Source organism: Actinomycetospora sp. (assembly GCF_036497245.1).
Taxonomy (GTDB): domain Bacteria; phylum Actinomycetota; class Actinomycetes; order Mycobacteriales; family Pseudonocardiaceae; genus Actinomycetospora.
This window is the reverse complement of record NZ_DASXJS010000229.1, coordinates 22,425-45,404: the sequence shown is the minus strand read 5'-3', so window position 1 is coordinate 45,404 and position 22,980 is coordinate 22,425. Positions and strand designations below refer to the sequence as shown.

The following is a 22,980-nucleotide window of genomic DNA, read 5'->3' as shown; positions in this document are numbered from 1 at the left end:
TCCGGCGTCGGCACGTCCAGGAAGGCCTCGTGATCGGGTCCGCCGACCGTCGTGAACCCGTACGCCCGCATGGCTGCTCCCTCGCCTCGCCCGATCCACCTGCAGCACCGGATCGTCGCACCGGGCCGGATCCGGCGCTCTCAGGGCGGACCCGGGTCGACGACGGCGGGTGCGCGCGGCCGCGACCGCTCCGCACCCGCCGTCGGGGTCAGCCGGCCTGGGTGAAGTCGAACGCGACGGTGCCGCCGTCGACCGACGTCACGGTGGCCACCAGCTGGCCGGGCGCACCGTCGATCGTGCCCGAGCAGGTCATCTGAGCGCGGACCTGGGCCGGGAGCGAGCCGGGGCAGTTCACGTCGGTCACGCGACCGCCGGACTGGGCGGTGATCTGGGCCGCGACCTCGCCGTTGTCGACCGCGTTGCTGAAGCTCGCGGCCAGGGCGAAGATGCCGACGAGCGTCGCGATGGAGATCACCACGAACACGATGCTCAGGACCAGGCCGGCGGTCGCGAGCCCGCGGCCGCCCTCGCCGGTCCTGGCGGTCTGCTTGCGCCCGATGATGCCGAAGACGATGCCGAGCGGCGAGAACACGAACGCGAAGACGATCGCGAGGATCGCCATCGTGTTGGTGCCGCGGGCGGGAGCAGGAGCCTGCGGGGCCGCGCCGTACGGCTGCTGGGTCGGCTGCATCGGCTGCTCGGGGGACGCGGGAGGCATCTGCTGGGTCATCGGAGGTCCTCACGGGACGTGGGTGCGGACCGCCGCGGCGCCGGGCGACCGTGTGGGCAGTATCAAGTCACGGTCGGTTACATTGTAGCCAGAGCATTCACCCTGATGGGCTAATAAATAGGAGTGGAGTCGCAGACTCTCTCACTCCCTGTCGTTGTAGTCGCGTACACGGCCCGTCTGCCGCCGAGTCAGCGCATCATCATGCCGAGCGCGATCGGAGCCGTCATCGGCTCGTCGGCGGCGGCATGGCGGCCGGAGGTACGGGCCGCCGGGACGCGCGCTGCGGGCGCCGCGGGTCGTGCAGGCGTGGCGGTCGGTGCGGGCGATGCGGTCGGTGCGGGCGATGCGGGCGATGCGGTCGGCACGAGGACGGACATCGCGGCGGCCGGCGGACCCCACGACTGCGGAAGCGCGAGCGGAGCCGGGCGCGGCACGGGCGGGGCGGCGACGAGCCCGATCCGCGCGTAAGCCAGGAACAGCAGCGCGCTGACGACCTGGAGTACGACCCAGAGCACGGTGCCGGTGACCGGCGTCCAGTCGTTGAGTCCGTGCAGCAGGGCGGGGACACCGAGTCCGATGCCGGCCAGGGCGAACCATGGGCCCGCCGTCCGGTAGTGCGAGGCAAGGCCGAGGAAGTAGCCGGCCACGCCGGCCCACAGGGCGTGGCCCACGGGATCGGTGACGAATCGCCACACCGTGGTGATCGCGCCGCCCGTTCCCAGGTCACCGAGGATCGGCATGTAGATGGTCACGTAGATGACCGCCTCGACGGCACCGAACACGAGACCGCTCACGGCGCCGAGGAAGAGCATGTCCCGCGGTGCGAGTCCGCGGCGGCGATACGCCAGCACGAGGATGGCCACCGGGAGCATCTTCGCGAACTCCTCGGGGATCCCCGCGCCGAGGATGCTCGCGGCGAGGTTGTCGAAGTCGTCGCTGAACAGTGCCTCCATTCCCGACGCGATCGGGCCTTCCAGGAGCAGCGCCAGGCCGACGACCTGGGCGAGCATCGCTCCGCTCACGTTCTGCGGGCGGACGACGACCCAGAGGACGAGAAACCACGCTGCCGCGAAGTACGTCGCGAACATGATGGCGGGCCCCACGTGCCCGGCGGCGTCGCCGAACACCACGAGCGCAGCCGGCGGGACGGCGACGAGCGCGACGAACAACCACGTCGTCCACGCCCGCAGCGCGGGGTGGCGGAGCCAGGCGCGGAACGGGAACAGGACCGCGAGGTCGGGCAGGCGTTCGGCCGGGGGAATGGTCATCGTCGGCTCCGGGGCGGAGGTCGTGAGCGTCTCCGGCGCGCCGGTCACGGGAGAGCGGCCCCCGCGAGCTCGATCCCCTCATCGCTCCCGCGAACACGGCGTTACCGCTGATCGGAGCGTTCCGGGCGCTCGCACCCGAACGAGCGACACCGGCGTAACGCCGGCCCGCACGCGGGCGAGATGCCCGCCGACGGACCGTGCCGACGCGGCCGCGTGGACGCCCTCGGGGGAGCAGACCCATGACCCAGACCCACCCGGAATCCCGCACCGCGCCGTGGACGCCTGCCCCGCGTGGCGTGCACTGGGCCGACGGTCCGGCGCGACCGACCATGCCGGTCCCGCCGGCCGGTCTCGGCTGGTCGGGCTACGGGTGGGCAGCACCGCAGGCCGCTCCGCCGGGGCGCTCGGGCATGCGCTGGGGGTGGATCGTCCTCGGTGTCGTCGCGGCCGTCGTGGCCGTGGCGATCATCGGGAGCGTCGCGCGGCAGACCTCGAAGATGACCATCAACGGGTCGGTGACGGTGTACGGAGCGGCGGCGCAGTCGGGCGCGGCGTGCCAGAACACCTCGATGACGGGCAAGCCGATCTCGATCTTCGGCTCGAACGGCGACCTCGTCGGCACGACCTCGCTCACCGGCTACGGCGTCGCGGTCAACCAGTGGAACGTCTCCTCGTACGCCAATTACGCGGACTCGTGCCGGTTCTCCTTCACGCTGACGGACGTCACCGCCGCCGACGACTACTACCGCGTGACCGCCGGCAGCGACGTCTCGGACAGCGTGGGCTTCAGCAAGGAACAGCTCGAGGCCTCGGGCGCGAACATCACCTACGGCCACGGCTGATCCCGCGAGCTGATCAGGGAGTCACTGCGCGGCGAGACGAAGATCTGCTCAGCCCGCACCGGCTCCCTCGCCACCGGATCCGCCGCCGGGTCCGCCGCCCAGCCCGCCCCGCAAGCTGCCGCGCCGAGGACACCCACTTCGCCATCCGAAGGTGGGACCTCAGCTAACGGCACCCGCCCGAGCACCGAGAACCCGGTATGACGCAGGTCCAGCCGGAGGCGACCGAGACCACGCCGGGGAGCACTTCCCCGTGGTCACGCACCAGCAGCGCGACCCGGCTCGGCACGATCCGACCCTGGCTGGTGGTCGGGCTCCTGCTCGCGCTCGCCGCCGTCGCGGTCGTCGTGACCGCCGCCCGCCCGACCCCGCGGATGACGGTCCACGGCTTCGTGACGATCTACGGGCTGAGCGGGTTCGAGCGCCCGGGCGCCGAATGCGCCCAGCCGCTCTTCGCCGGCCGCCCCGTCACGGTCTTCGACGACGACGGCACCGCGGTCGGCGCCACTGCTCTCACCGGGCGCGGCACCGCCACCGACCGGTGGCAGACCTTCGCCGGCGGCTACGCCGACGCCTGCCGCTACGAGATCACCGTCCCCGACGTCTCCGCCACCTCGCAGCAGTACAGCGTCGCGGTCGGGACCCGGCCCGGCGAGGGCGTCGGGTTCGACCGCGACCAGCTGCTGACCGCGAACATCGACCTCCCCTACGGCCACGGCTGACGAACAGCGGGCAGCGCCCGACCCCGGTCACCAGGCATGCTGCGGGGAGGCAGCGCGGACGAGGTGAGGAGGTGGCACGGGGATGGCGACGCTCTACCGCAGCATCTGGGCCTCCGACGACCCGGACGCCGTGGATGCCGCCGACCGTGCCGTCGTCGGCTGGGCCGAGGGCATCGCGGCGCGCCATCACCGTCCGCTCCCGTCCGGTGACGCCCGCACCCGGGCGAGCGAGCAGTACCGGTTCGTCCTGCGCCGCGACGCCCACGACGACCCCGGCGACACCAAGATCGTCAAGGCGGTCCGGCTGGTCTTCGTCGAGTCCCACCGCGACGGGAGCCGGTGGACGACGACGGTGCGGGCCTGGTCGGGCGGCAGCTGCACCGGTGAGGGGGCGAAGGCCTGGACGTGGATCGACGTCGACGCCGACGCCCGGGACCTCACCGAACCGCTCTTCGCGAAGCCGCCGGGATTCATCGCCGACCTGCTCACGACGACGTCGGCCGCGCTCGGCGGGGTGTCGTTGCTGCCGCGGACGATGCGCTACCACGGCGAGGACGGCGCCGAGGACCTCGCAGGCCTGCTCACCCTGTCCGACCGGGACGTCCCGGTCGTCGTCTTCGGCGGGCTCGCGGCGGAGGCCGACGAGCGGGCCGTGCAGGTGTTCGACGCGGCGGTGCAGCGGACGACCCGGGACGTCGCGGGCCTCGCGACGGTCGCCGTCGTCGACGCGGCCGGGCTCGACGAGCTCGACGGGGCCCTCGGCGAGGGGTTCGGGGTGCACCGCGGCGCGATGCGGGTCTACCTCCCGGCCCTCGACCCCGCGGGGGACGCGACCACGCGGCACCTCGAGATCCGCGCCGAGCGCTTCCGGGACCGGCCTGCGCTCGCCGGGCGGATCGCGGTCAACCAGCTCGCCCCGGTGTCGAGCATGCGCCGCGCCCCGGACAGCTGGGACCGCGCTTCGGAGCGGCTCGACGACCGGACCCCCGGCGGCATGGTGGAGAAGGTCGCCCGGGAGTCGGCCCGCGTCACCGACCTCGAGTCGGAGCTCGTCGCGGAGCGGCGGACCGCGGAGGAGGTGATCGAGGAGTTCGGCGACCTGCAGCATGAGGTCACCGACCTGCGCGACCGCCTCGCGGTGGCCACCGCCGAGCTCGCCCGCGTGCGCGGAGAACGCAGCGAGGAGGGGCTCGAGGTCATCGACCTCGCCCCGTCGCACGCGCGGGACTGCAGCGACGCGGCCGCCCTCGCCCGCAAGCATCTCGGCGCCTACCTGGAGTTCCCGACGGAGGCCGGGGTCGACCTGGAGCTGCTCGACCGGCAGGCGGCGGGCCCGGCGTGGGGGGAGCAGTCGTGGCGGGCGCTGCGGGCGCTGGCGTTCTACTCCCGCGCCCGGTCCCGCGACGGGTACGACGGCGACTTCTTCGGGTGGTGCTGGAACTCCCGCCACCCGATGGCCTGGCCGGCGAACCCCCGCAAGCTCGCGATGCGCGAGTCGAAGACCGTGATGGAGCGCTGGCCCGAGTCGCGGACGTTCCCGGTCGACGGGGAGGACCTCGCGGTGCAGTCGCACATCAAGATCTCTTCGGCCGGCATGGCACCGCGGATCTACTTCACGTGGGTGGATCGCACCCGCACCGTCCACGTCGCCTACTTCGGACGCCACCTGCGCAACACCCGAACGTGACGTCCGGGCTTCGCCCGTGTGAGTGAATCTGGCCGCCAGGACGACCACGTCCGCTCACATGGGTTATCCACGTTCGGCGCAGATCGTCGGTCGGGGAGGCCCAGATGAGCAGCACGGAGTCCGAGGTCCGCACGGACACCGCCACGCCGGCGATCCCTCGCCCGCGCGAACCGGAGCGGCCCGACCCGTGGTCGCCCGACATCCCCGCCCCGCGCGGGATTCGGTGGCTCGACGAGCCCGCGCCGGTGTCCGCCGGGGCGGTCCGCGACGCGCCCCCGGCCGGGCTCGACACGCTCCCGGCGACCCGCCCCCGGTGGCTCCTCATCGCTCTGACGATCGGGATGGTGCTCGCCGTCGTCGGCGTGGTGGCCGTCGTGGGCATCGTCGCCGGGACCCACCGGACGATGACCGTGCAGGGCTCGCTCGTCGTCGCCGGCCGGGGGCCGGTCGCCCCGGGCGGTGGCTGCTCGGTGACGACGATGCCGGGACACTCGGTCTCGATCTTCGGTGCGGACGGCGCCGTCGTCGGCTCCGCGACCCTCCCGACGAGCGGCACGGCGGTCGACCAGTGGCACTCGGCCTCCCCGTGGGCCGACGCGTGCCGGTACGCGTTCACCGTCCCCGACGTGCCCGCGAGCGACGACTCCTACCGCGTCGGCCTCGACGGCAACGCCTCCGACACCGTCCCGTTCAGCCGCGACGAATTGACGTCGACGGGCGCGCTGCTGACCTACGGTCACTGAGGTCGAGGTGAGGGGAGCCGCCGATGAGCGCATGGCCGTTGTGGTGGATCGGTCTGGTGCTGATCGTCGGCGTCCCCGCGGTCGCCGTCGGGATCCAGCGGATCCTGCGCCGGTACTGGTCGGCGCTGCGCGAGGGTGACCACAACGAGGTCGCGGGCTTCATCATCGCGATCGTCGGCGTCATCTACGCGGTGCTCCTCGCGTTCGTGGTGATCGTCAGCTGGGAGCAGTTCACGAGCGCCGCCGACACCGTCGGCCAGGAGGCCAGCACGCTGCGCACGATCCAGCGGACCGGGGTGGCGTTCCCCGGCGACGCTCGCGAGCGGATCCGGGCCGACGTCGTGACCTACGCGCGCACCGTCATCGACATCGAGTGGCCCGCGATGGCGCGGGGCGAGCCGGGATCGCCCCAGGTGGCCGCGGTGCTCGACCGGATGTCGGCCGATCTCGCGTCGCTCCCGGCGGACACGCCCGCCCGCGCGGAGTTCGTCGGCGCCGAGTCCGAGCGCTTCAACGACCTCGTGACCGAACGGTCCTCGCGGCTGGACTACGTCGGACAGGGCCTGCCTGGGGTGCTCTGGGGAGCGCTCGTGGTCGGCGCGGTCGTGACGATCGGTTTCGCGATGATCTTCGCGATGACCAGTCCACTGCTGCAGACCCTCATGACGGCGAGCCTCGCCGTCCTCATCGGGGTCCTGCTGTTCGTGGCCGTGGCGATCGACCAGCCCTTCGTCGGCGACGTCGCCGTCACGCCGCGCCCGTTCGAGCGCGTCCTCCTCGACTTCGGGAGCCCGCCGGGGTGAGTCGCCCGGAGAAAGGGAGGCAGGCGGCTCAATAACCGGGGAACACGGCGCGCGCGTCGTCCAGCGAGACGTTCCCGGTGATCTCCACACCCCGCGGCGTGTGCTCGGCGTCGAGGCGCCCGCCGATCAACCGCAGCGCCGCCCCGGGCGGCCCGGTGAAGGTGGCGGTGGCGCCCTCGGTGCCCGACCGGACGCTCGCGGCGCCCTCGACGACGAGCGAGTGGGCCCCGATCGCGACCACGGCGGGCCGGTCGAGCCGTTCGGGCTTCGCGACGAAACCCAGCAGGAAGCCCACCCCGTCGGCGAAGTGGTCGAACATCACGGCCGCCGCGTCGGCGTCCACCTCGGCGTCGCGGTCCACGCCGACCAGGGCGTCCCAGCTGTGCAGGGCGATCTCGTTGAGGCGCATGCCGAGCGCGACGGACAACGGCGCGGGCTCGGGCAGGAACCCCAGGTCGATGCGCAGCGACGTGCGCTGGGAGTCCGAGAGGCCCTCCAGCACGGCCAGCAGGCGGGCGTCGTGCTCGACGAAGCCGTCCGCCTGCGCCCGTGGCGAGGCGGAGTCCCAGCGGTCCCACACGGCCTGGTTGTCGGCGGCGCCGACCTCGGTGCCGTTCGCCGCCGCGCGCACGGGACCGAGCATGATCTCCGACCCGCTACCCAGGTGGGAGAGCACCTGCGCGATCGTCCACTCCGAGGCGCCGCTGGGGCCGGCCAGTTGCTCGTCCGTCAGTCCTCCCACCCACGCGGTCAACCTGTCGTGGTGGGCACGGAGCGCGGCGATGGATCGATCGGTGAGGGTCGTCACGCCGAGGGCAACACCCGCACGGACGCGGTTCTTCCGAGGTGTCCGCCGCATGGTGAGGACCGGCCCGCCGGTCCATGATCGAGGGCATGGCGAGTGTGGTGGTCATCGGTCCCGGCGCGATCGGCGGCGTGCTCGCCGCCCTGGCCCACGAGCGTGGGCACGACGTGGCCCTCGCCGTCCGCACCCCGTTCGAGGTGCTGCGGGTGCGCTCGGGCGCCGACGGCGAGGAACGCCCGGTGCCCGCGGCCATCCTGACCGACCCGGCGACCGCCGCCCCGGCGGACTGGGTGATCCTGACGACGAAGGCCCAGGACACCGCCTCCGCGGCCGGCTGGCTGAAGGCCGCCACCGGGCCCGGGACCGTCGTCGTGGTCGCCCAGAACGGCGTGGACCAGGACCGTCGCGTCGAGGGCCTCGTCCACCCGGACGCGACCGCGATCCCCGCCGTCGTCGTGCTCGGTGCCGAGGCGGTGGAACCGGGCCGGATCCTCCACCACGGCTACGGGCGGCTCACCGTCCCGGACGGGCCGTGGGTCGAGGGGCTCGTCGGGCTGGTGGCCGGGGGAGACGACGGCGTCGAGGTCGTCGGCTCTGCGGACTACCGCACCGACGCGTGGCGCAAGCTGATCAGCAACGCCGTCGCCAACCCGATCACCGCGCTGACGATGCGCCGCAACGAGGTCCTCGCCGAGGGACACACCGCGGACCTCGTCCTCGGCCTCTCCCGCGAGGTCGTCGCGGTCGCGCGCGCCGAGGGCGCCGACCTCACCGAGGACGACGTCACGACGCTGCGCCGCCACTACGCGACGATGCCCGCAGGCACCGGCACCTCGATGCTCTACGACCGACTCGCCGGACGGCCGACCGAGCACGAGTACCTCACCGGCGCGGTGGTGGGCGCGGGGCAGCGGCACGGCGTCCCGACGCCCCTGAACGCCGCGATGCTGGCGCTGCTCCGCAGCATGTGAACGGAACTGGTCTCCCTAGCGACCAGATCCGTTCACCTGGACGAAGTCCATCGGCAGCGACCGCACCCGCACGCCGGTCGCGTGGTGCACGGCGTTCGCGATCGCCGCGGCCGCCCCGACGATCCCGATCTCGCCGATCCCTTTCGCGCCCATCGGGTTGACGTACGGGTCCTCCTCGTCGATCCATTCCGCCGCCATCTCGCGCACGTCGGCCTGCGAGGCGACGTGGTAGCCGGCGAAGTCGTGGTTGATCACGTGGCCGAACCGCGAGTCGACGACGCTCTGCTCGTGCAGGGCCATCGAGAGTCCCCACACCATCCCGCCGAGGAACTGCGAGCGCGCCAGCGTCGGGTTGAGGATCCGGCCCGCCGCGAACATCCCGAGCATCCGCGGCACCCGAATCTCGCCGGTGTCGGCGTGCACCGCGACCTCGGCGAACTGCGCCCCGTAGGCGGCCATCGCCAGCTCGCCCGCCCACGGGTTGTCCGGGGTCGCCGCGTCGGCCTCGGCGCCGTCCTCGGGGTCGTCGCCCCACTTGTCGCGGAAGCGGTCGGCGGCCTCCGCGATCGTCGAGCCCCACGACGCCGTGCCCGACGATCCGCCCGCCCCGGACCCCGGCGGCAGGTCGGTGTCACCGATCGCCACGGCGATCCGGTCCTCGGGCACCCCGAGCGCGTCCGCGGCGATCTGGGTGAGCACCGTCCGGGCGCCCTGACCGATGTCCGCCGCGCCGATCTCCACCTCGTAGCGGCCCCGGGCGAACCGGATCACGGCCGTCGAACCGGGGAAGCGGATCGTCGGGAACATCGCCGCGGCGACCCCGGTGCCGTGCCACCAGCCGTCGACCAGTTGCGCGCGCGGGGCGGCCGGACGCGACGACCACCCGAACCGCTCCGCCCCCTGTCGCAGGCACGCGATGAGCCCGCGCGACGAGAACGGCAGGCCGGACTCCGGGTGCACCGCGGGCTCGTTGCGGATCCGCAGCTCGATCGGGTCGATGCCCAACGCCACGGCGAGCTCGTCCATCGCGCACTCGAGCCCGAAGCTGCCCGGCGCCTCGCCGGGGGCGCGCATGTAGGTGGGCGGGTCGACGTCGAGCGGCACCACCTGGTGCGACGTGCGCCGGTGCGGCGCCGCGTACATGCCGCGGGTGCCGGTGGCGGTGGGCTCGCCGAACTCCTTGACCCGCGCGGTGGACTCGACGACGTCGTGGGTCAGCGCGTCCAGCCGCCCGTCGGTCGACGCCCCCAGCGCCAGGTGCTGGATCGTCGCCGGCCGGTGCCCCACGGTCTCGAACATCTCGCGGCGCGACAGCGCGCGCTTGACCGCCCGGCCCGGCACGGTGCGCGCCGCGAGCACGGTCAGCACCGTCCCGGCGTGCAGGAACCCCTTGGTGCCGAAGCCGCCACCGACGTGCGGGGACGCGACCTCGACGGCGTCCTCGTCGAGACCGAAGAGCGCGGCGACCGACGCCCGGGTGCCGCCGACGCCCTGCGAGGACTCGTGGAGCACGACGTGGTCGCCCTCCCAGCACGCGATCGTCGCGTGCGGCTCCATCGGGCTGTGGTGCTGCACCGGCGTGGTGTACGTGGCGCGCACGGTCACCGCGGCGGCGTCGAGCGCGCCGTCCGGGTCGCCGATCCCGCTCGCGGGCGGCTGGAAGTTCGCGAGCTGCGCCGCCGGGTGCCGATCGGGGGAGTCCTCGTGGAACTCCGTGACCTGCACGGCCTCGTCGTAGGTGACGACGACGAGGCCCGCGGCCTCGCGGGCGATCTCCGGGGTCTCGGCGAGCACGGCCGCGACGTACTGGCCGCGGTGGTGGATCTCGCGGTCCTGCAGCACGACGGTCTCGGGGTCGCCGATGTCGGCGAGCTGCGGCGCGTCGTCGGGGGTGACGACCCCGACGACGCCGGGCAGCGCCCGCGCCGCCGTCGTGTCGATCGCGGCGATCCGCCCGCGGGCGATCGTGGCCTGGACGGGGTGCAGGTGCAGCGGGGTGTCGACGGCCGCCTCGGCGGCGTACCGGGCGGTGCCGGTCACCTTGTCCGGGCCCTCGACCCGACGGACCGAGGTGCCCATGCTCCGGGCGTCGAGGACGGTCACGCGGTCTCCTTCGTGGGGCGGGCCTTCCCGAGGCGGCGCAGGGTGTCGGTGACGGCGCCGACGACCAGGTCGAGCTTGAACGCGTTCCCGCCGAGCGGGGTCTCGACCGGCTCGGCGTCGACGAGCTCGGCCCGCGCGGCGGCGCGGAAGGACTCGTCGGTGGCGGGGGCGCCGCGCAGCGCGGCCTCGGCGCGGGTGGCCCGCCACGGCTTGTGCGCGACGCCGCCGAGCGCCAACCGCACGTCGGCGACGACGCCGTCGCGCACCTCGAGCGCGGCAGCCACCGAGACCAGCGCGAACGCGTACGAGGCGCGGTCGCGGACCTTGCGGTAGGCCGAGTTCCGCGCGATCGGCGAGGGCGGCAGCTCCACCGCGGTGATGAGGTCGCCGTGGCGCAGGACGGTGTCGCGGGTGGGGTCGTCGCCGGGCAGCCGGTGCAGCTCGGCGACCGGGACGCTGCGAGTGCTCTGCCCGACCCCCTCATGGCCGGGCCCCAGCACCTGCACGGTCGCGTCGAGGGCGACGAGCGCGACCGCCATGTCCGACGGGTGCGTCGCGATGCACGAGGCCCCACCCGTCGACGACCCGGCGCCCAGGATCGCGTGGTAGCGGGCCCAGCCCCCGCGGGCGGAGCAGGGCTGGGTGAGATCGCGCTTGGTGCACGGCGTCGTGGGGTCGGCGAAGTACGCGCAGCGGGTCCGCTGGAGCAGGTTGCCGCCGGTGGTCGCCATGTTGCGCAGCTGCCCGGACGCGCCGTCGAGCAGGGCCTGCGCGAGGACCGGGTGGTCGCGGCGGACCACCGGGTGCGCGGCGACGTCGGCGTTGAGCGCCCCGGCCCCGATGACCAGCCCGCCGTCGTCGCGCTCGACGATGTCGGTGCTCGTCGCGCGCGCCACGTCCACCAGGGCGCTCGGGCCGGCGACCCCGAGCTTGAGGTGGTCGAGGAGGTTGGTGCCGCCCGCGAGGAACGTGGCGCCGGGATCGGCGCCGACGGCGGCGACCGCGGCCCCGGCGTCGTCGGGACGGGTGTAGGTGAACGGTTTCATCGGGCGGTCTCCTCGAGGGTCGAGCCCCGCTGCGCCGCGTCCTCGACGGCGCTGACGATGTTCGTGTACGCGGCGCAGCGGCAGAGGTTGCCGCTCATGCGCTCGGCGATCTCGGAACGGTCGAGCACGGTCGGGCCGGTGAGGTCGTCGGTGACCGCGCTCGGGCTGCCCTGCGCGGCCTCCGCGAGCACACCGACCGCGGAGCACACCTGCCCCGGCGTGCAGTAGCCGCACTGGTAGGCGTCGTTCTCGAGGAACGCCTCCGCGACCGGGTGGAGCTCGCCGTCCGGAGCGAGCCCGGCGGCGGTCGTGATCTCGGCGCCGTCCTTCGCGACGGCGAGCGTCAGGCAGGAGAGCACCCGGCGCCCGTCGAGGAGCACGGTGCAGGCGCCGCACTGGCCGTGGTCACAGCCCTTCTTGGGGCTGGTGTTGCCGAGCTGTTCGCGCAGCGCGTCGAGCACGGTGGTGCGGGGGTCGACGTCGAGGTCGTGGTGGTGGCCGTCGACGGTGAGGCCGATGGGGATGGTGGTGGTCACGTCCGCTCCCGTCCGCTGACGGAACCGATGCGGCTCCTCGACCCACCGTGGCACGACGCCGGGTGGGGAGCATGGGACCGCTGGTCCCAGGCTGCGCGGGTGAGCGGATCCGGGCGCTCCGGCGACGAATTCCGCTCACATGGACGCGGTCCTTCGCGGGCACCCTGACGACCATGAGCGAGACCCCCGTCATGCCCGCCCCGTCCTTCGCCGTCACCGGCGCGACCGGTCACCTGGGCCGGCTCGCGGTCGACGCCCTGCTCCGCCGCGGCGTCCCGGCCGGCAACGTGTTCGCCCTCGTCCGCGATCCCGGGATGGCCAAGGACCTGGCCGACCTCGGCGTCGGCGTGCGTGAAGCCGACTACGACCGCCCCGAGACGCTCGGCCCGGCCCTCGAGGGCATCGAACGCCTGCTGCTGGTGTCCAGCCCGACGCCCGGCGACCGGGTGCGCCAGCACTCCGCGGTGATCGACGCCGCGAACGCCGCCGACGTCGGCTTCGTCGTCTACACCAGCGTGATCCACGCCGACGAGACCGAGCTGGCCCTCGCGCCGGAGCACGCCGCGACCGAGGACCTGCTGCAGGGATCGGGGCTGCCCTTCGCCGTGGCCCGCAACGGCTGGTACACCGAGAACTACACCGCCCGCCTGGAGGAGTACCTCGCGAGCGGGGAGATCGTCGGCGCGGCCGGCCAGGGCCGCGTGTCCGCCGCGACGCGGGCCGACTACGCCGAGGCCGCCGTCGCACTGCTCAGCGGGGACATCGTCGACCAGCAGGGCTACTGGGAGCTCGGCGGCCCGGCGTTCACCCTGGCCGAGCTCGCCGCGACGATCACCGAGGTCACCGGGACGACCGTGACCTACCGCGATCTCTCCGGCGACGAGTACACCGACCTCCTCGTCGGGGTCGGCATGGATCGCTCCACCGCGGAGTTCGTCGCCTCGCTCGACCTCTCCGCCGCCCGCGGTGAACTGCAGACCGACAGCCCGGCGCTGACGAACCTGCTCGGGCGCGCCCCGACGTCCCTGGTCGACGCGGTCCGGGTCGCCAGGATGTGAACGGATCCCCGGCGCCGGAGCGAGCAGATCCGCTGACCGGGACCTAGTGTTCTCAGGGTGGTGGCGCGGGCGAGCAGTGTGATGACGCGCGGCGTCGTCACGGTGTCCCCGCGCGCGCCGCTCGAGGACGCCCGCGTCCTGCTGACCGGCAACCGGTTCAGCGCCCTGCCCGTGGTCGACGGCGGGCACCGGCTGGTCGGGATCGTCACGACGCTCGACGTGCTGCGCGCCGAGGTCGACGGCCGGGCAGGCGCGCCGGTGGGCGACATCATGACCCGCGAGCCGATGACGATGGGCCCCGACTCCCCGCTGACGGTCCTCTCCCACCGCCTGCGCCACTACGGCGAGAAGCGGGTGATGCCGATCGTCGAGCGCGGCCTGCTCGTCGGGATCGTGACCCGCGGCGACCTGCTGCGCCCGTCCGACGACCGCTCGTTCCTCGACCGGCTGCTGGGCACGGACCAGGACGACCCCGACGTGCCCCCGCCCGACGAGTCCCGCGTCGGGACCACCGCGGGCGAGGTGATGACCCCGGTCGCCGACCTCGTCGTCGCGACCCCGTCCACCCCGGTCGGGACCGCGGCCACCTGGCTCTCGGCGAACCGGCTCACCGCCCTGCCGGTCCTCGACGACGACGACCGGCTGCTCGGCGTCGTCAGCGAGGCCGACCTCATGCCCGACCGGCTCTCCGGGCGCCGCGGCCCACCGCCGACGCGGGTCGGGGACGCCATGACGACCGGCGCGACGGCGGTCCGGCACGACGTCCCGATCGTCAAGGTGGCGCGGGCGATGATCAACCATCGCTTCCGGGTGCTCCCGGTGCTCGACGACGACGGGCGCGTGGTCGGCATGGTCAGCCGCGGCGACCTGCTGCGCGCCGAGTCGCCGCCGTCGCCATCGCCGCCGCCGTCGCCATCGCCGTCGCCGTCGCCGTCGCCGTCGCCGGAGACCTAGCGGCGACGCCGTCCGGTCACCCGGGAGGGACTCCCACCAGGCCCCGCACCGGCTCGACACCGCCGCTGGCACTGGCCGCGTCGGCGGCTTCGAGCACCCGGACGATGTCGAGTCCCCGCTCACCGGGGGTCCGCGGCCGGGCTCCGGTGCGCACGCAGTCCACGAAGTGGTCGTCCTGGACCTGGAGCGGCTCCTGGAAGTACAGGTACGGCGAGACGATGTCCCCCGACCGGTAGGTCACCGGCATCGTGCGCGCCGTCCCCTCGGAGTCGAAGCCGCGGATGTCGACGCCGCTGTCGTAGATGCGCACCCGTTCGTTGTCGGACAGGTCGTTGTAGACCGCCATGCGCTGGTCGCCGACCACCGTCACCCGGCGCACCTTGCACGGGTCGAGCCAGCTGACGTGGACGACGGCGTGGGTGGCCGCGCGCTCGAAGTACATCCGCAGGTAGGCCACGTCGGCGAAGCGGTCGCCGATGTTGCGCTGCTTCCACACCGAGACCGCCGACGGGAGCTCGTCGAGCAGGTGCGAGAGGATCGAGATGTCGTGCGGGGCGAGGTCCCACACCACGTCGACGTCGGGCTGGTAGCGCCCGAGGCTCAGCCGGGCGGCGTCGATGTAGAGGATGCGGCCGAGCGTCCCCGAGCTCACCACCTCCTTGAGCTTCGCGACCGCCGAGTTGTACTCGAAGGTGTGCCCGGTCATCAGGGTCACGCCGCTCTCCGCCGCCTGGGCGACGAGATTCTCCGCGTCGGCCGCGGAGGTCGCGAGCGGCTTCTCCACCAGCACGTGCTTGCGCGCGTGCAGCGCGGTCAGCGCGAGCTTCGCGTGCGTCGTCGGGGGCGTCGCCAGGATCACCGCGTCCACGACGTCGAGAGCGTCCGCCAGGCACGACGCGGTCCCGATCCCGCGGTGGTGGGTGGCGGCGGCCTCCCGCCGCTCCTCGGACTCGTCGACGACGACGACCGACACGTCGTGCCGCCCGCTCAGCACCCGGACGTGCTTGGACCCCCAGTACCCGTAGCCGACGACCGCCACCGTCACGGGCCGCGTGTCGATCATGCCTTCCCCCCTCCGGCCGTGCGCTGCGCGTGAGGCGACGCCCGACCGCCCCAGCGTGGAGCGAGGAACGGCGTAGCTGGACGTGTATCCGACGTAGGCGGCGTACGTCGCGAGGGCGACGCCGCGGACCGATACCGGGAGCACCGTGATCGGTGTCCGGGGGTCGAGCGACCGCCGGCGCCGAGGAGGACTCCAGGATGAGCCGACCCGCACCGGCGGCACCCGCGGTGCCGTTCACCGACCTCGGCGCCATGACCCGCGACGTGCGCGACGACGTCGACGCGGCCTGGAAGGAGCTGCTCACCGAGAGCGACTTCGTGGGCGGGGCGCCGGTCGAGCGGTTCGAGGGCGAGTGGGCGCGCTACTGCGGGACGACCGAGGCGGTCGGCGTGGCGAACGGGACCGACGCCCTGGTCCTGGCGCTGCGGGCGCTCGGCATCGGCGGGGGCGACGAGGTCGTCGTGCCCGCCAACACCTTCGTCGCGACGGCCGAGGCGGTGGTGCTGGCGGGCGCGCGCCCGCGGTTCGCCGACGTCGACCCCGGCACGCTGCTCCTGACCGCCGACGGGCTCGCCGCGGCGATCACCCCGCGCACCGCCGCCGTGATCGTGGTGCACCTCTACGGCCAGACCGCCGACATGGACGCCCTCGACGCCGTCGCCGCCCGGGCCGGGCTGCCCGTGATCGAGGACGCCGCCCAGGCCCACGGCGCCACCTGGGCCGGCAGGCGGGCCGGCTCGATGGGGCGGCTCGGGTGCTTCTCCTTCTACCCGGGCAAGAACCTCGGGGCCTTCGGCGACGCCGGGGCCGTCGTCACCACCGACCCGCGGCTGGCCGACACCCTGCGGTCGCTGCGCAACCACGGCCGTGCCGGCGGGCACCACGAGCGACACGACCTCGTCGGGACCAACAGCCGGATGGACACCCTGCAGGCCGCCGTCCTGTCCGCCAAGCTCGCCCGGCTCGACGGGTGGACCGGCGCCCGGCGCGCGATCGCGGACCGGTACCGGGAGGCCGCTCCGGGCACGGGCGCGGTGCGGCTGGTCCGCGTCGACTCCCGCGCCGCGCCGGTCCACCACCTCGCGGTCGCCATGACCGATGACCGGGACGGGCTGCGGGCGTTCCTCGCGCAGCGCGGTATCGCCACCGCGGTCCACTACCCGGTCCCGTGCCACCTCCAGGCCGCGTTCACGCGCTTCGCCGACGGCCCGCTCCCCGTGGCCGAGGCCGCGGCGGCGCGGATCGTGTCGCTGCCGCTGTTCCCGCACATGACCGACGACCAGGTGGCCGCCGTGTGCGGCGCGGTCGCGGGCTGGGACCGGGGGAGGGGCGACGGTGCTCGATGACGTCGGCCGGGCGAGGCCCCTCGCCGCAGGGGTCGAGCGCCCCCGCGCGCGTCGGGTCGCGCAGCGGACCCTCGACGTCGTCGTCGTCGGCCTCGGCATCGTCGTGCTCTCGCCGCTGATGCTCGTCATCGCGGTGCTCGTCCGCGCCACCTCGCCCGGGCCCGCGTTGTTCCGGCAGACCCGCCTGGGCCAGTACGGGCGCCGGTTCCGCATCCTGAAGTTCCGCACCATGACCCTCGGCTGCAGCGACGAACTGCACCGGCGCTACGTCACGAGGTTGCTGCGGGACGGCGAGCTCTCGGCCGAGGGCGACGGCATCTACAAGCTCGGCGCGGACCCGCGGGTGACCCGGCTGGGGCGGGTGCTGCGCCGCACCAGCCTCGACGAGCTGCCCCAGCTGTTCAACATCCTCCGCGGCCAGATGTCCCTGGTCGGCCCGCGACCCATGCTCCCGTGGGAGTTCGAGCTCCTGCACCCGGAGCACCACGTGCGGTTCGCCGTGCCCGCGGGCCTGACCGGGCTGTGGCAGGCCGGGGGACGCAGCGCGCTGACGATGGCCCAGGCGCTCGAGCTGGACGTCCAGTACGTGCGGACCGGTGGGCTGCTGCTGGACCTCCGCATCCTGGTCCGGACCGTCGGCGTGCTGCTCCTGCCGCAGGGCCGGGCTCGGTGACCGGCGAGCTGGGCGCACGGCCCGTGCCCGCCGACGCCCCCGACCCCGAGCTCGCACGGCCCACGGGCGCCGTCGGCGACTCCGTGGTGGTGGCGTCGTGGACCCTGGTCAGCCGCGTCACCGGGTTCGTCCGGGTGGCCGTGACGGCGGCGGTGCTCGGCCCGACGTTCCTGGGCAACACCTACCAGGCGACCAACATGCTGCCCAACATCATCTACTACGGGCTGCTCGCCGGTTCCCTGGTCTCGTCGCTGCTCGTGCCCGCGCTGGTGGGGCACATCGACGCCCGCGACCGGGGGGCCTGCGAGCGCCTTGCCGGCGGCGCGCTGGGTCTGGCCCTGGTCGGCGTGGTCGCGGTGGTGCCGCTCGCCCTGCTGGTCGCGCCGTGGCTGATCGAGCTGGGCACGCTCGGTTCCCCGGCCGCGACGGTCGCCGGGCAGCAGGCCGTGCTCGCGCGGTGGTTCCTGCTCATGCTGCTCCCGCAGGTCGCGCTCTACGCCGTCGTGGCGTGCTCGCTGGCGGTGATGAACGCCCACCGCCGGTTCGCCCTCGGCGCGGCCGCGCCCGCGGTGGAGAACCTCGGCTGCATCGCCGTCCTGCTCGCGTGCGGTGCGCTGTTCCCGGCGACCGGCTCGCTCGACATCCCGACGGCGGAGCTGCTCCTGCTGGGTCTCGGCAGCACGGTCGCGGTCCTGCTCCACGCCGCGACCCAGTGGTTCGGGGCGTGGCGGGTGGGCGTCTCGATGCGCCCCCGCGCGGGCTGGCGCGACGTCGAGGTCCGGGCCCTGGGCCGCCGCTCGGTGCCCGCGCTCGCGCAGGCCGCCCTGGACGCCCTGCAGCTCGTGGCCGTGCTCGTGGTGGTGAACCGGGTCGCCGGCGGTGTGGTCGCCTACCAGCTCGCGGCGAACTTCTTCTTCCTGCCCATCGCGCTGGGTGCCACCCCGGTCGCGCTGTCGCTGCTGCCGCGGCTCTCGCGCCTGCACCGGGCGGGCGCCCCGGCGTTGTTCCGGGACACCGCGGTCCGCGGGCTGCGCTTCGCGGTGTTCCTCAGCGTGCCGGCCGCGGTCGTCCTCGCCGTCCTCGCGCCGGTGCTGGCCGCGGCGAGCTCGTTCGGGCAGATGGCCGACAACGGCGGCGAGCTGCTGGTGGCTACCGCCCTGGTCGTGCTGGCCCCCGGCGTGGTCGGCCAGACCGTCTACCTGGTGGCCACCTACTCCTGCTACTCGCGCGACGACACCCGCTCCCCGCTGCGCTCGATGGTGCTCAAGACCCTCGTCTGCCTCGTCGCGCTCGGCGCCGCTGTCACCGTCGAGGGGCCGGCCGTCGTCGCGGTCGCGGGCCTGGGGGTCTCGGTCGCGGCGGTGGCGGCAGCGGTGCACTGCGTGCTCATCCTCGGCCGCGGACAGCCCGCCACCGCGGAACGGCTCGGACCCGCCCTGCTCCGGTCGGTCGCCGCCGCGGCGGCGATGGCCGTCCCCCTGGTCGTGGCCGCACGGTTGCTCGCGCACACCGAGGGCCACCTCGCCGCGCTCGGGGGAGCGGTCGGGGCCTGCGTGGTCGCCGGTGCGTGCTACCTCGGGGTCGCCCGGCTGCTGCGCGCCCCCGAGGCGTCGTGGCTGGTCGGCGCCGTCCTGCGCCGTCCGACACCCGCGTTCGGCGCCGAAGGCGGTGCGTGATGACGACCTCCACGATGACCACGCCGCCGATGGCGGGCCCGCCGGCGAGCCCCCCGCTCCCGACCTCCCGGGGCGCCGGGCGGTTCCCGCTCTCGCGTCGCGACGCCCTGCTGCTCGCCGCCGCCGTGCTGGCCTGCCTGGCCGCCGGGGTGGGCACGGCGGCCTCGCCGCTGATCGCGCTGCTGGTCACCGCGGTGCTGGCGCTCGGGATCGCCATCGCGGTGCACCCGCCGCTGGCCGCCTACCTGCTCGTCGGCCTGACGCCGCTGATCGTCGGGATCGACCGCGGGCGCGTGGTGCCGCTGCTGCGGCCGAACGAGGTCCTCCTGGTGCTCTGCGCCGGGGCGCTGATCGTCCGCGCGGCCTGGGAGCTGCGCACCGGCGGCGTCCGGCTCCGGCCGCGGCTCGGGCTCGTCGCCGCCTCCCTGGTGCTCATGGCCTTCTGCAACTCGGTCGTCCCGCTGCTGTGGATGGCGGTGCGCCATCAGCCGATCTCCGCGGACGACCTGTCCTACGCCGCCGTGCTGTGGAAGTTCCTCGGCCTCTACGCCGTGGTCCGGTACGCGGTGCGCACCGAGTCCCACGCGATGCGGACCCTCTGGGTGAGCATGATCGCGGGCGCGGTCGTGGCGGTCGTCGCGATCCTGCAGTCGGTGCAGCTCTTCGGCATCGACACGCTGCTCCAGACGCTCTACGCGCCGTTCGGGGACACCTCGGTGCTCTCGGCCAGCCGGGGCAGCGCCACCCTCGGTCTCGCCGCCGCCACCGGCGACCTCATGATCTTCAACCTGGCGCTCGCCGCGGGCTTCTGGCGCCGCTACGGCTTCCGGCCCCTGATCATCGCGCCGCTGGCGGTGCTGTTCGTCGCCGGCATCGTCTCGTCGGGGCAGTTCTCGACCGTGCTCGGGCTGATCGTGGCGATCGTGGCCCTCGGCATCGTGTTCCGGCGCGCCGACATCCCGATCGCCATCGGCGTCGTGGGCCTGGGCGCCTGCGCCGCCCTCGCGCCCGTGGTGGCGACCCGGCTGATCGGCTTCCAGGGCGCCTCCGGCCTCCCCGACAGCTGGGTCGGCCGCCTGGACAACCTGCGCGGCTACTTCTGGCCGCGCCTGCTCGCCCACGACAACTTCCTGCTCGGGGTGCAGCCGAGCGCCCGCGTGCCGAGCCCCGACACCCTCGCGCTGCCCTGGATCTGGATCGAGAGCGGCTACACCTGGCTGTTCTGGGGTGGCGGGGTGCCGCTGTTCGCGGCCTTCGTGCTCTTCGTGATCGTCACCGCCCGGCAGAGCCTCGCCCTCGCGCGCCGACCCGGCGCCGTCGGGATCACGGCGACCGCGGTCTACGTCGCCGTGATCGTCGTCGCCGTCCTGATGCTGTTCGACCCGCACATCACCTATCGCGGATCCGCCGACATGCTCTTCGTCCTCCTGGCCGTCATGGCCTCTCTGGGGAGCGGCGCGGGAGCGGCCGGCCACGACTGTCCCGGGGGCCGACCCGACCCCTCCGTCTCGAGCACCGAGGTCGAGCCATGACCATGACCGAGCCGCCGACCATGCCGCCGACCACGCCGCCGACCAACCCGCCGCCGGCCTCACCCCCGACCGCGCCACCGGCCCGGAGCAGCCTCTTCCGGAGGCGGGCCCGGTGGGTCGCGGGGACCACCCTGCTCGTCGTGCTGGCCGCGGCGGTGTTCTCCCTGATCCAGACCCCGACCTACGAGGCCACCGCCGACGTCGTGGTCCTCCCGGTGGTGACCCCCAACGTCACACCGCAGACCCCGAACATGGGTACCGAGCGCAGCCTGGCGCTCTCCGACCTCGTCACCTCAGGGGCGGCGCGCAAGCTGGGTTGGACCGTGCCCGACCTGCTCGACGCGATCTCCGTGACGGTCCCGGCCCAGACCGAGACCCTGGAGATCACCTGCGCGACGAGCGACGCCGGCTTCTCCGCCCGCTGCGCGCAGGCGGTGGCGGAGAGCTACGTCGCGTACAAGGACACGCAGCCGATCGCGACCCTGCCCGAGCGCGGGCGGGTGATCAGCCCGGCAGCCCCGCCGCTGTCACCCACCACGCCGAACCTGGCGCTGAACCTGCTCGCGGGCCTGATCGTCGGGCTCGTGCTCGGCTTCGTCGTCGCCGCCCTGCGCGACCGCCTCGACACCCGGGTCCGGGTCGAGGGCGACATCGAGGCGCGGGGTCTGCGGGTTCTCGGGGTGGTCCCCGCCCGCGGGGCGGGTGCCGGTCGCGGTTCCGACGCCGAGGAGCGTTCGCGGGCGTTCGGGGCGCTCGCCGCGAAGCTCCACAGCACCGTGGGCGAACCCACCGGGCGGGGGGCGCCGGTGATCGTGGTGACCGCGCTCGCCGAGGAGGACACCCTCGAGGCGCCCGCGGCGGCCTCCGCTCTCGCGTCCGCGCTGGCCGCCTCCGGGGACCGCGTGGTGCTGGTGAACGCCGACACCGGCTCACCCACCGGATCGACGCCGGAGCCCGGCCTGCTCGACCTGCTGGCCGGGCGCATCGACGTGGAGACCGCCCTGAAGACCACCTCCCACCCCCACCTGCGGACGGTGTCGGTGGGCCTCCGCCCGCCGGAGCGGATCGGGCGGCGGGAGTGGAGCAGGCTCACGGCGCAACTGGCCACCGAGGCCGACCTCGTCGTCGTCGCCGCCGACCCGATGCTCGTCACCGCCAACGGCCTGAGCGTGGCGCAGGGCGCCGACACCATCGTGGCCGTCGCCGTCGCGCGGGCCACCACGCGGACCGACGTCGAGGAGTTCGTCCGGGAGTGCCGGGAGCTCGGCCTCCCCGTGGCCGGCGCCGTGCTGACCGTCGACAGCGTCCGCCGCGCGCGGCGCGGCGCCCGCACCGGGCAGACGGGCCACGACGGGTGGGGAGCCTGGGCCGAGGACACCGATCCGGCGTCGTCGACCCGCGCCGGGCAGCAGCCCGCGGCCGCCTCCGGGTCGTCGCGCGTCGTGCCCACGACCGTGGTCGGTCCCCGCGAGCCGTCGGAACCGTCGCGCGGCCAGCACGAGGCCAACGGCGCGGGCGCCCGCCCGGTGCCTCCGGCATGAGGGCGAACGCCCGCCGCCGGGGAGCGCGGTCCGCCGTCGTCGCGGCGGGCGCAGCGCTGCTGGTGCTCCTCGCCGGCTGCTCGGTGGCCACGCCACCGGCGCCACCGGTGTCCCCGGTGTCCCCGGCGGCCGCGGTGCCCCGGGTGCCCCCGGGTCCGCCCGCCCCGCGCACGGTCGTGTCGCTGACCTTCGACGACGGCAGCCGGCCGCAGTACCTGGTCCGCCCGATCCTGTCCGACCACGGGATGCAGGCGACGTTCTACATCATCAGCGGCTTCGTCGATCATCCCGACGGGTCGACGATGACGTGGGACCAGATCCACGGGCTGGCCTCCGACGGCAATGACATCGGCGGGCACACCCGTGACCACCTCGTGCTCCCGACGCTTCCCGCGGCCCAGCAGCGCAGCGAGGTCTGCGACGACCGCAACCGGCTGGTCGCCGAGGGCTTCAACCCGGTGAGCTTCGCCTACCCGACCGGCGTGTTCGACCCGAGCTCCGAGCAGGCCGTCAAGGACTGCGGCTACCGCACGGGCCGCTCGGCCGGGGACGTCTCGGTGACCGGCCCGGAGTACGCCGAGCGGATTCCCCCGGTCGATCCGTACGCCACGGACGCGCTCGCCACGCCGACGACCGGCCCGTTGACGCTGGAGTACATGCAGGCGGCGGTGCGGGCCGCGGCCGCCCATGGCGGCGGATGGGTGCAGATCGTGTTCCACCTCGTCTGCCAGCCCTCCGACCCGGACTACCAGACGTGCATGAACAGCGAGGGGCCCGTCGAGGTCGGCGTGTTCTCGAGCTTCGTCGACTGGCTGGCCAACGACGCCCCGGCCGGCACGGTCGTCGCGCCGGTCAGCGCCGCGACGGCCGCGGACTGAGGGCGG

General features: G+C 74.2%; 21 protein-coding genes. 14 read left to right on the top strand and 7 right to left on the bottom strand.

From position 1 onward, the window contains the following. Positions 1 to 208: 208 nt before the first annotated feature. Together VGI02_RS24300 and VGI02_RS24295 are read right to left on the bottom strand one after the other, a co-directional pair. Positions 209 to 730, bottom strand: a complete 522-nt coding sequence (locus tag VGI02_RS24300) for a DUF4190 domain-containing protein (protein WP_331631737.1) — start codon at positions 728 to 730, stop codon at positions 209 to 211. A gap of 188 nt (positions 731 to 918) precedes the next feature. Continuing rightward, the gene (locus VGI02_RS24295) at positions 919 to 1,998 is read right to left on the bottom strand and encodes a PrsW family glutamic-type intramembrane protease (RefSeq protein ID WP_331631735.1); all 1,080 of its coding nucleotides are present in this window, start codon (positions 1,996 to 1,998) and stop codon (positions 919 to 921) included. Between the two features lie 239 nt (positions 1,999 to 2,237). Here VGI02_RS24295 and VGI02_RS24290 point away from each other — a divergent pair, with 239 nt between their 5' ends. From VGI02_RS24290 to VGI02_RS24270, 5 genes are all read left to right on the top strand, one after another. Further along, positions 2,238 to 2,840, top strand: coding sequence for a hypothetical protein (locus VGI02_RS24290; RefSeq protein WP_331631733.1), 603 nt, complete (start codon positions 2,238 to 2,240; stop codon positions 2,838 to 2,840). A 197-nt stretch (positions 2,841 to 3,037) separates the two neighbouring features. Then, positions 3,038 to 3,559 carry a hypothetical protein gene (locus VGI02_RS24285; RefSeq protein ID WP_331631731.1) on the top strand — a complete coding sequence of 174 codons (522 nt, stop codon included), beginning with the start codon at positions 3,038 to 3,040 and terminating at the stop codon, positions 3,557 to 3,559. A gap of 82 nt (positions 3,560 to 3,641) precedes the next feature. Continuing rightward, a complete protein-coding gene (locus tag VGI02_RS24280; RefSeq protein WP_331631729.1) occupies positions 3,642 to 5,246 on the top strand; it encodes a hypothetical protein in 1,605 nt (534 codons plus the stop codon). A 104-nt stretch (positions 5,247 to 5,350) separates the two neighbouring features. Then, entirely contained in the window at positions 5,351 to 5,989 is a 639-nt protein-coding gene (locus VGI02_RS24275; protein ID WP_331631727.1) for a hypothetical protein, read from the top strand. A gap of 23 nt (positions 5,990 to 6,012) precedes the next feature. Continuing rightward, positions 6,013 to 6,792, top strand: a complete 780-nt coding sequence (locus VGI02_RS24270; protein ID WP_331631725.1) for a bestrophin-like domain — start codon at positions 6,013 to 6,015, stop codon at positions 6,790 to 6,792. Positions 6,793 to 6,820: 28 nt separating this feature from the next. Here the strand turns inward: VGI02_RS24270 and VGI02_RS24265 are convergent, their stop codons facing one another. After that, positions 6,821 to 7,651, bottom strand: a complete 831-nt coding sequence (locus VGI02_RS24265; protein ID WP_331631723.1) for a maleylpyruvate isomerase family mycothiol-dependent enzyme — start codon at positions 7,649 to 7,651, stop codon at positions 6,821 to 6,823. Between the two features lie 35 nt (positions 7,652 to 7,686). Here VGI02_RS24265 and VGI02_RS24260 point away from each other — a divergent pair, with 35 nt between their 5' ends. Continuing rightward, a complete protein-coding gene (locus VGI02_RS24260; protein WP_331631721.1) occupies positions 7,687 to 8,568 on the top strand; it encodes a 2-dehydropantoate 2-reductase in 882 nt (293 codons plus the stop codon). A 15-nt stretch (positions 8,569 to 8,583) separates the two neighbouring features. Here VGI02_RS24260 and VGI02_RS24255 read toward each other — a convergent pair whose 3' ends face one another. The 3 genes from VGI02_RS24255 to VGI02_RS24245 are packed head-to-tail and all read right to left on the bottom strand — an operon-like array spanning position 8,584 to position 12,253. Then, a complete protein-coding gene (locus tag VGI02_RS24255; RefSeq protein WP_331631739.1) occupies positions 8,584 to 10,647 on the bottom strand; it encodes a xanthine dehydrogenase family protein molybdopterin-binding subunit in 2,064 nt (687 codons plus the stop codon). A 20-nt stretch (positions 10,648 to 10,667) separates the two neighbouring features. Then, positions 10,668 to 11,717, bottom strand: a complete 1,050-nt coding sequence (locus tag VGI02_RS24250; RefSeq protein ID WP_331631719.1) for an FAD binding domain-containing protein — start codon at positions 11,715 to 11,717, stop codon at positions 10,668 to 10,670. Next, positions 11,714 to 12,253: a (2Fe-2S)-binding protein gene (locus tag VGI02_RS24245; protein ID WP_331631717.1), complete on the bottom strand. Its 540-nt coding sequence runs from the start codon at positions 12,251 to 12,253 to the stop codon at positions 11,714 to 11,716. The genes VGI02_RS24250 and VGI02_RS24245 overlap by 4 nt, the downstream gene beginning before the upstream one ends. Positions 12,254 to 12,426: 173 nt before the next feature. On the opposite strand from VGI02_RS24245, the gene VGI02_RS24240 reads away from it, so the two are divergent. After that, positions 12,427 to 13,311, top strand: a complete 885-nt coding sequence (locus VGI02_RS24240; protein WP_331631715.1) for an SDR family oxidoreductase — start codon at positions 12,427 to 12,429, stop codon at positions 13,309 to 13,311. Positions 13,312 to 13,392: 81 nt separating this feature from the next. Further along, on the top strand, positions 13,393 to 14,265 hold the full coding sequence (locus tag VGI02_RS24235; RefSeq protein WP_331631713.1) for a CBS domain-containing protein: 873 nt from the start codon (positions 13,393 to 13,395) through the stop codon (positions 14,263 to 14,265). Positions 14,266 to 14,281: 16 nt separating this feature from the next. On the opposite strand, the gene VGI02_RS24230 is transcribed toward VGI02_RS24235, so the two are convergent. Then, entirely contained in the window at positions 14,282 to 15,328 is a 1,047-nt protein-coding gene (locus VGI02_RS24230) for a Gfo/Idh/MocA family protein (RefSeq protein WP_331631711.1), read from the bottom strand. Between the two features lie 197 nt (positions 15,329 to 15,525). Between VGI02_RS24230 and VGI02_RS24225 the strand changes: the two genes are divergently transcribed. The 6 genes from VGI02_RS24225 to VGI02_RS24200 are packed head-to-tail and all read left to right on the top strand — an operon-like array spanning position 15,526 to position 22,974. Continuing rightward, positions 15,526 to 16,674, top strand: a complete 1,149-nt coding sequence (locus tag VGI02_RS24225; protein WP_331631709.1) for a DegT/DnrJ/EryC1/StrS family aminotransferase — start codon at positions 15,526 to 15,528, stop codon at positions 16,672 to 16,674. Further along, entirely contained in the window at positions 16,664 to 17,347 is a 684-nt protein-coding gene (locus VGI02_RS24220) for a sugar transferase (protein ID WP_331631707.1), read from the top strand. The genes VGI02_RS24225 and VGI02_RS24220 overlap by 11 nt, the downstream gene beginning before the upstream one ends. Beyond that, positions 17,344 to 19,023 (top strand): lipid II flippase MurJ, encoded by a 1,680-nt coding sequence (locus tag VGI02_RS24215; protein WP_331631705.1) that lies wholly within the window; start codon positions 17,344 to 17,346, stop codon positions 19,021 to 19,023. The genes VGI02_RS24220 and VGI02_RS24215 overlap by 4 nt, the downstream gene beginning before the upstream one ends. Then, positions 19,023 to 20,555, top strand: a complete 1,533-nt coding sequence (locus tag VGI02_RS24210; RefSeq protein WP_331631703.1) for a hypothetical protein — start codon at positions 19,023 to 19,025, stop codon at positions 20,553 to 20,555. Before VGI02_RS24215 ends, VGI02_RS24210 begins: the two co-directional genes overlap by 1 nt. Continuing rightward, a complete protein-coding gene (locus tag VGI02_RS24205; RefSeq protein WP_331631701.1) occupies positions 20,552 to 22,096 on the top strand; it encodes a hypothetical protein in 1,545 nt (514 codons plus the stop codon). Before VGI02_RS24210 ends, VGI02_RS24205 begins: the two co-directional genes overlap by 4 nt. Then, positions 22,093 to 22,974 (top strand): polysaccharide deacetylase family protein, encoded by an 882-nt coding sequence (locus VGI02_RS24200; RefSeq protein ID WP_331631699.1) that lies wholly within the window; start codon positions 22,093 to 22,095, stop codon positions 22,972 to 22,974. Before VGI02_RS24205 ends, VGI02_RS24200 begins: the two co-directional genes overlap by 4 nt. The last annotated feature ends 6 nt before the right edge of the window (positions 22,975 to 22,980 follow it).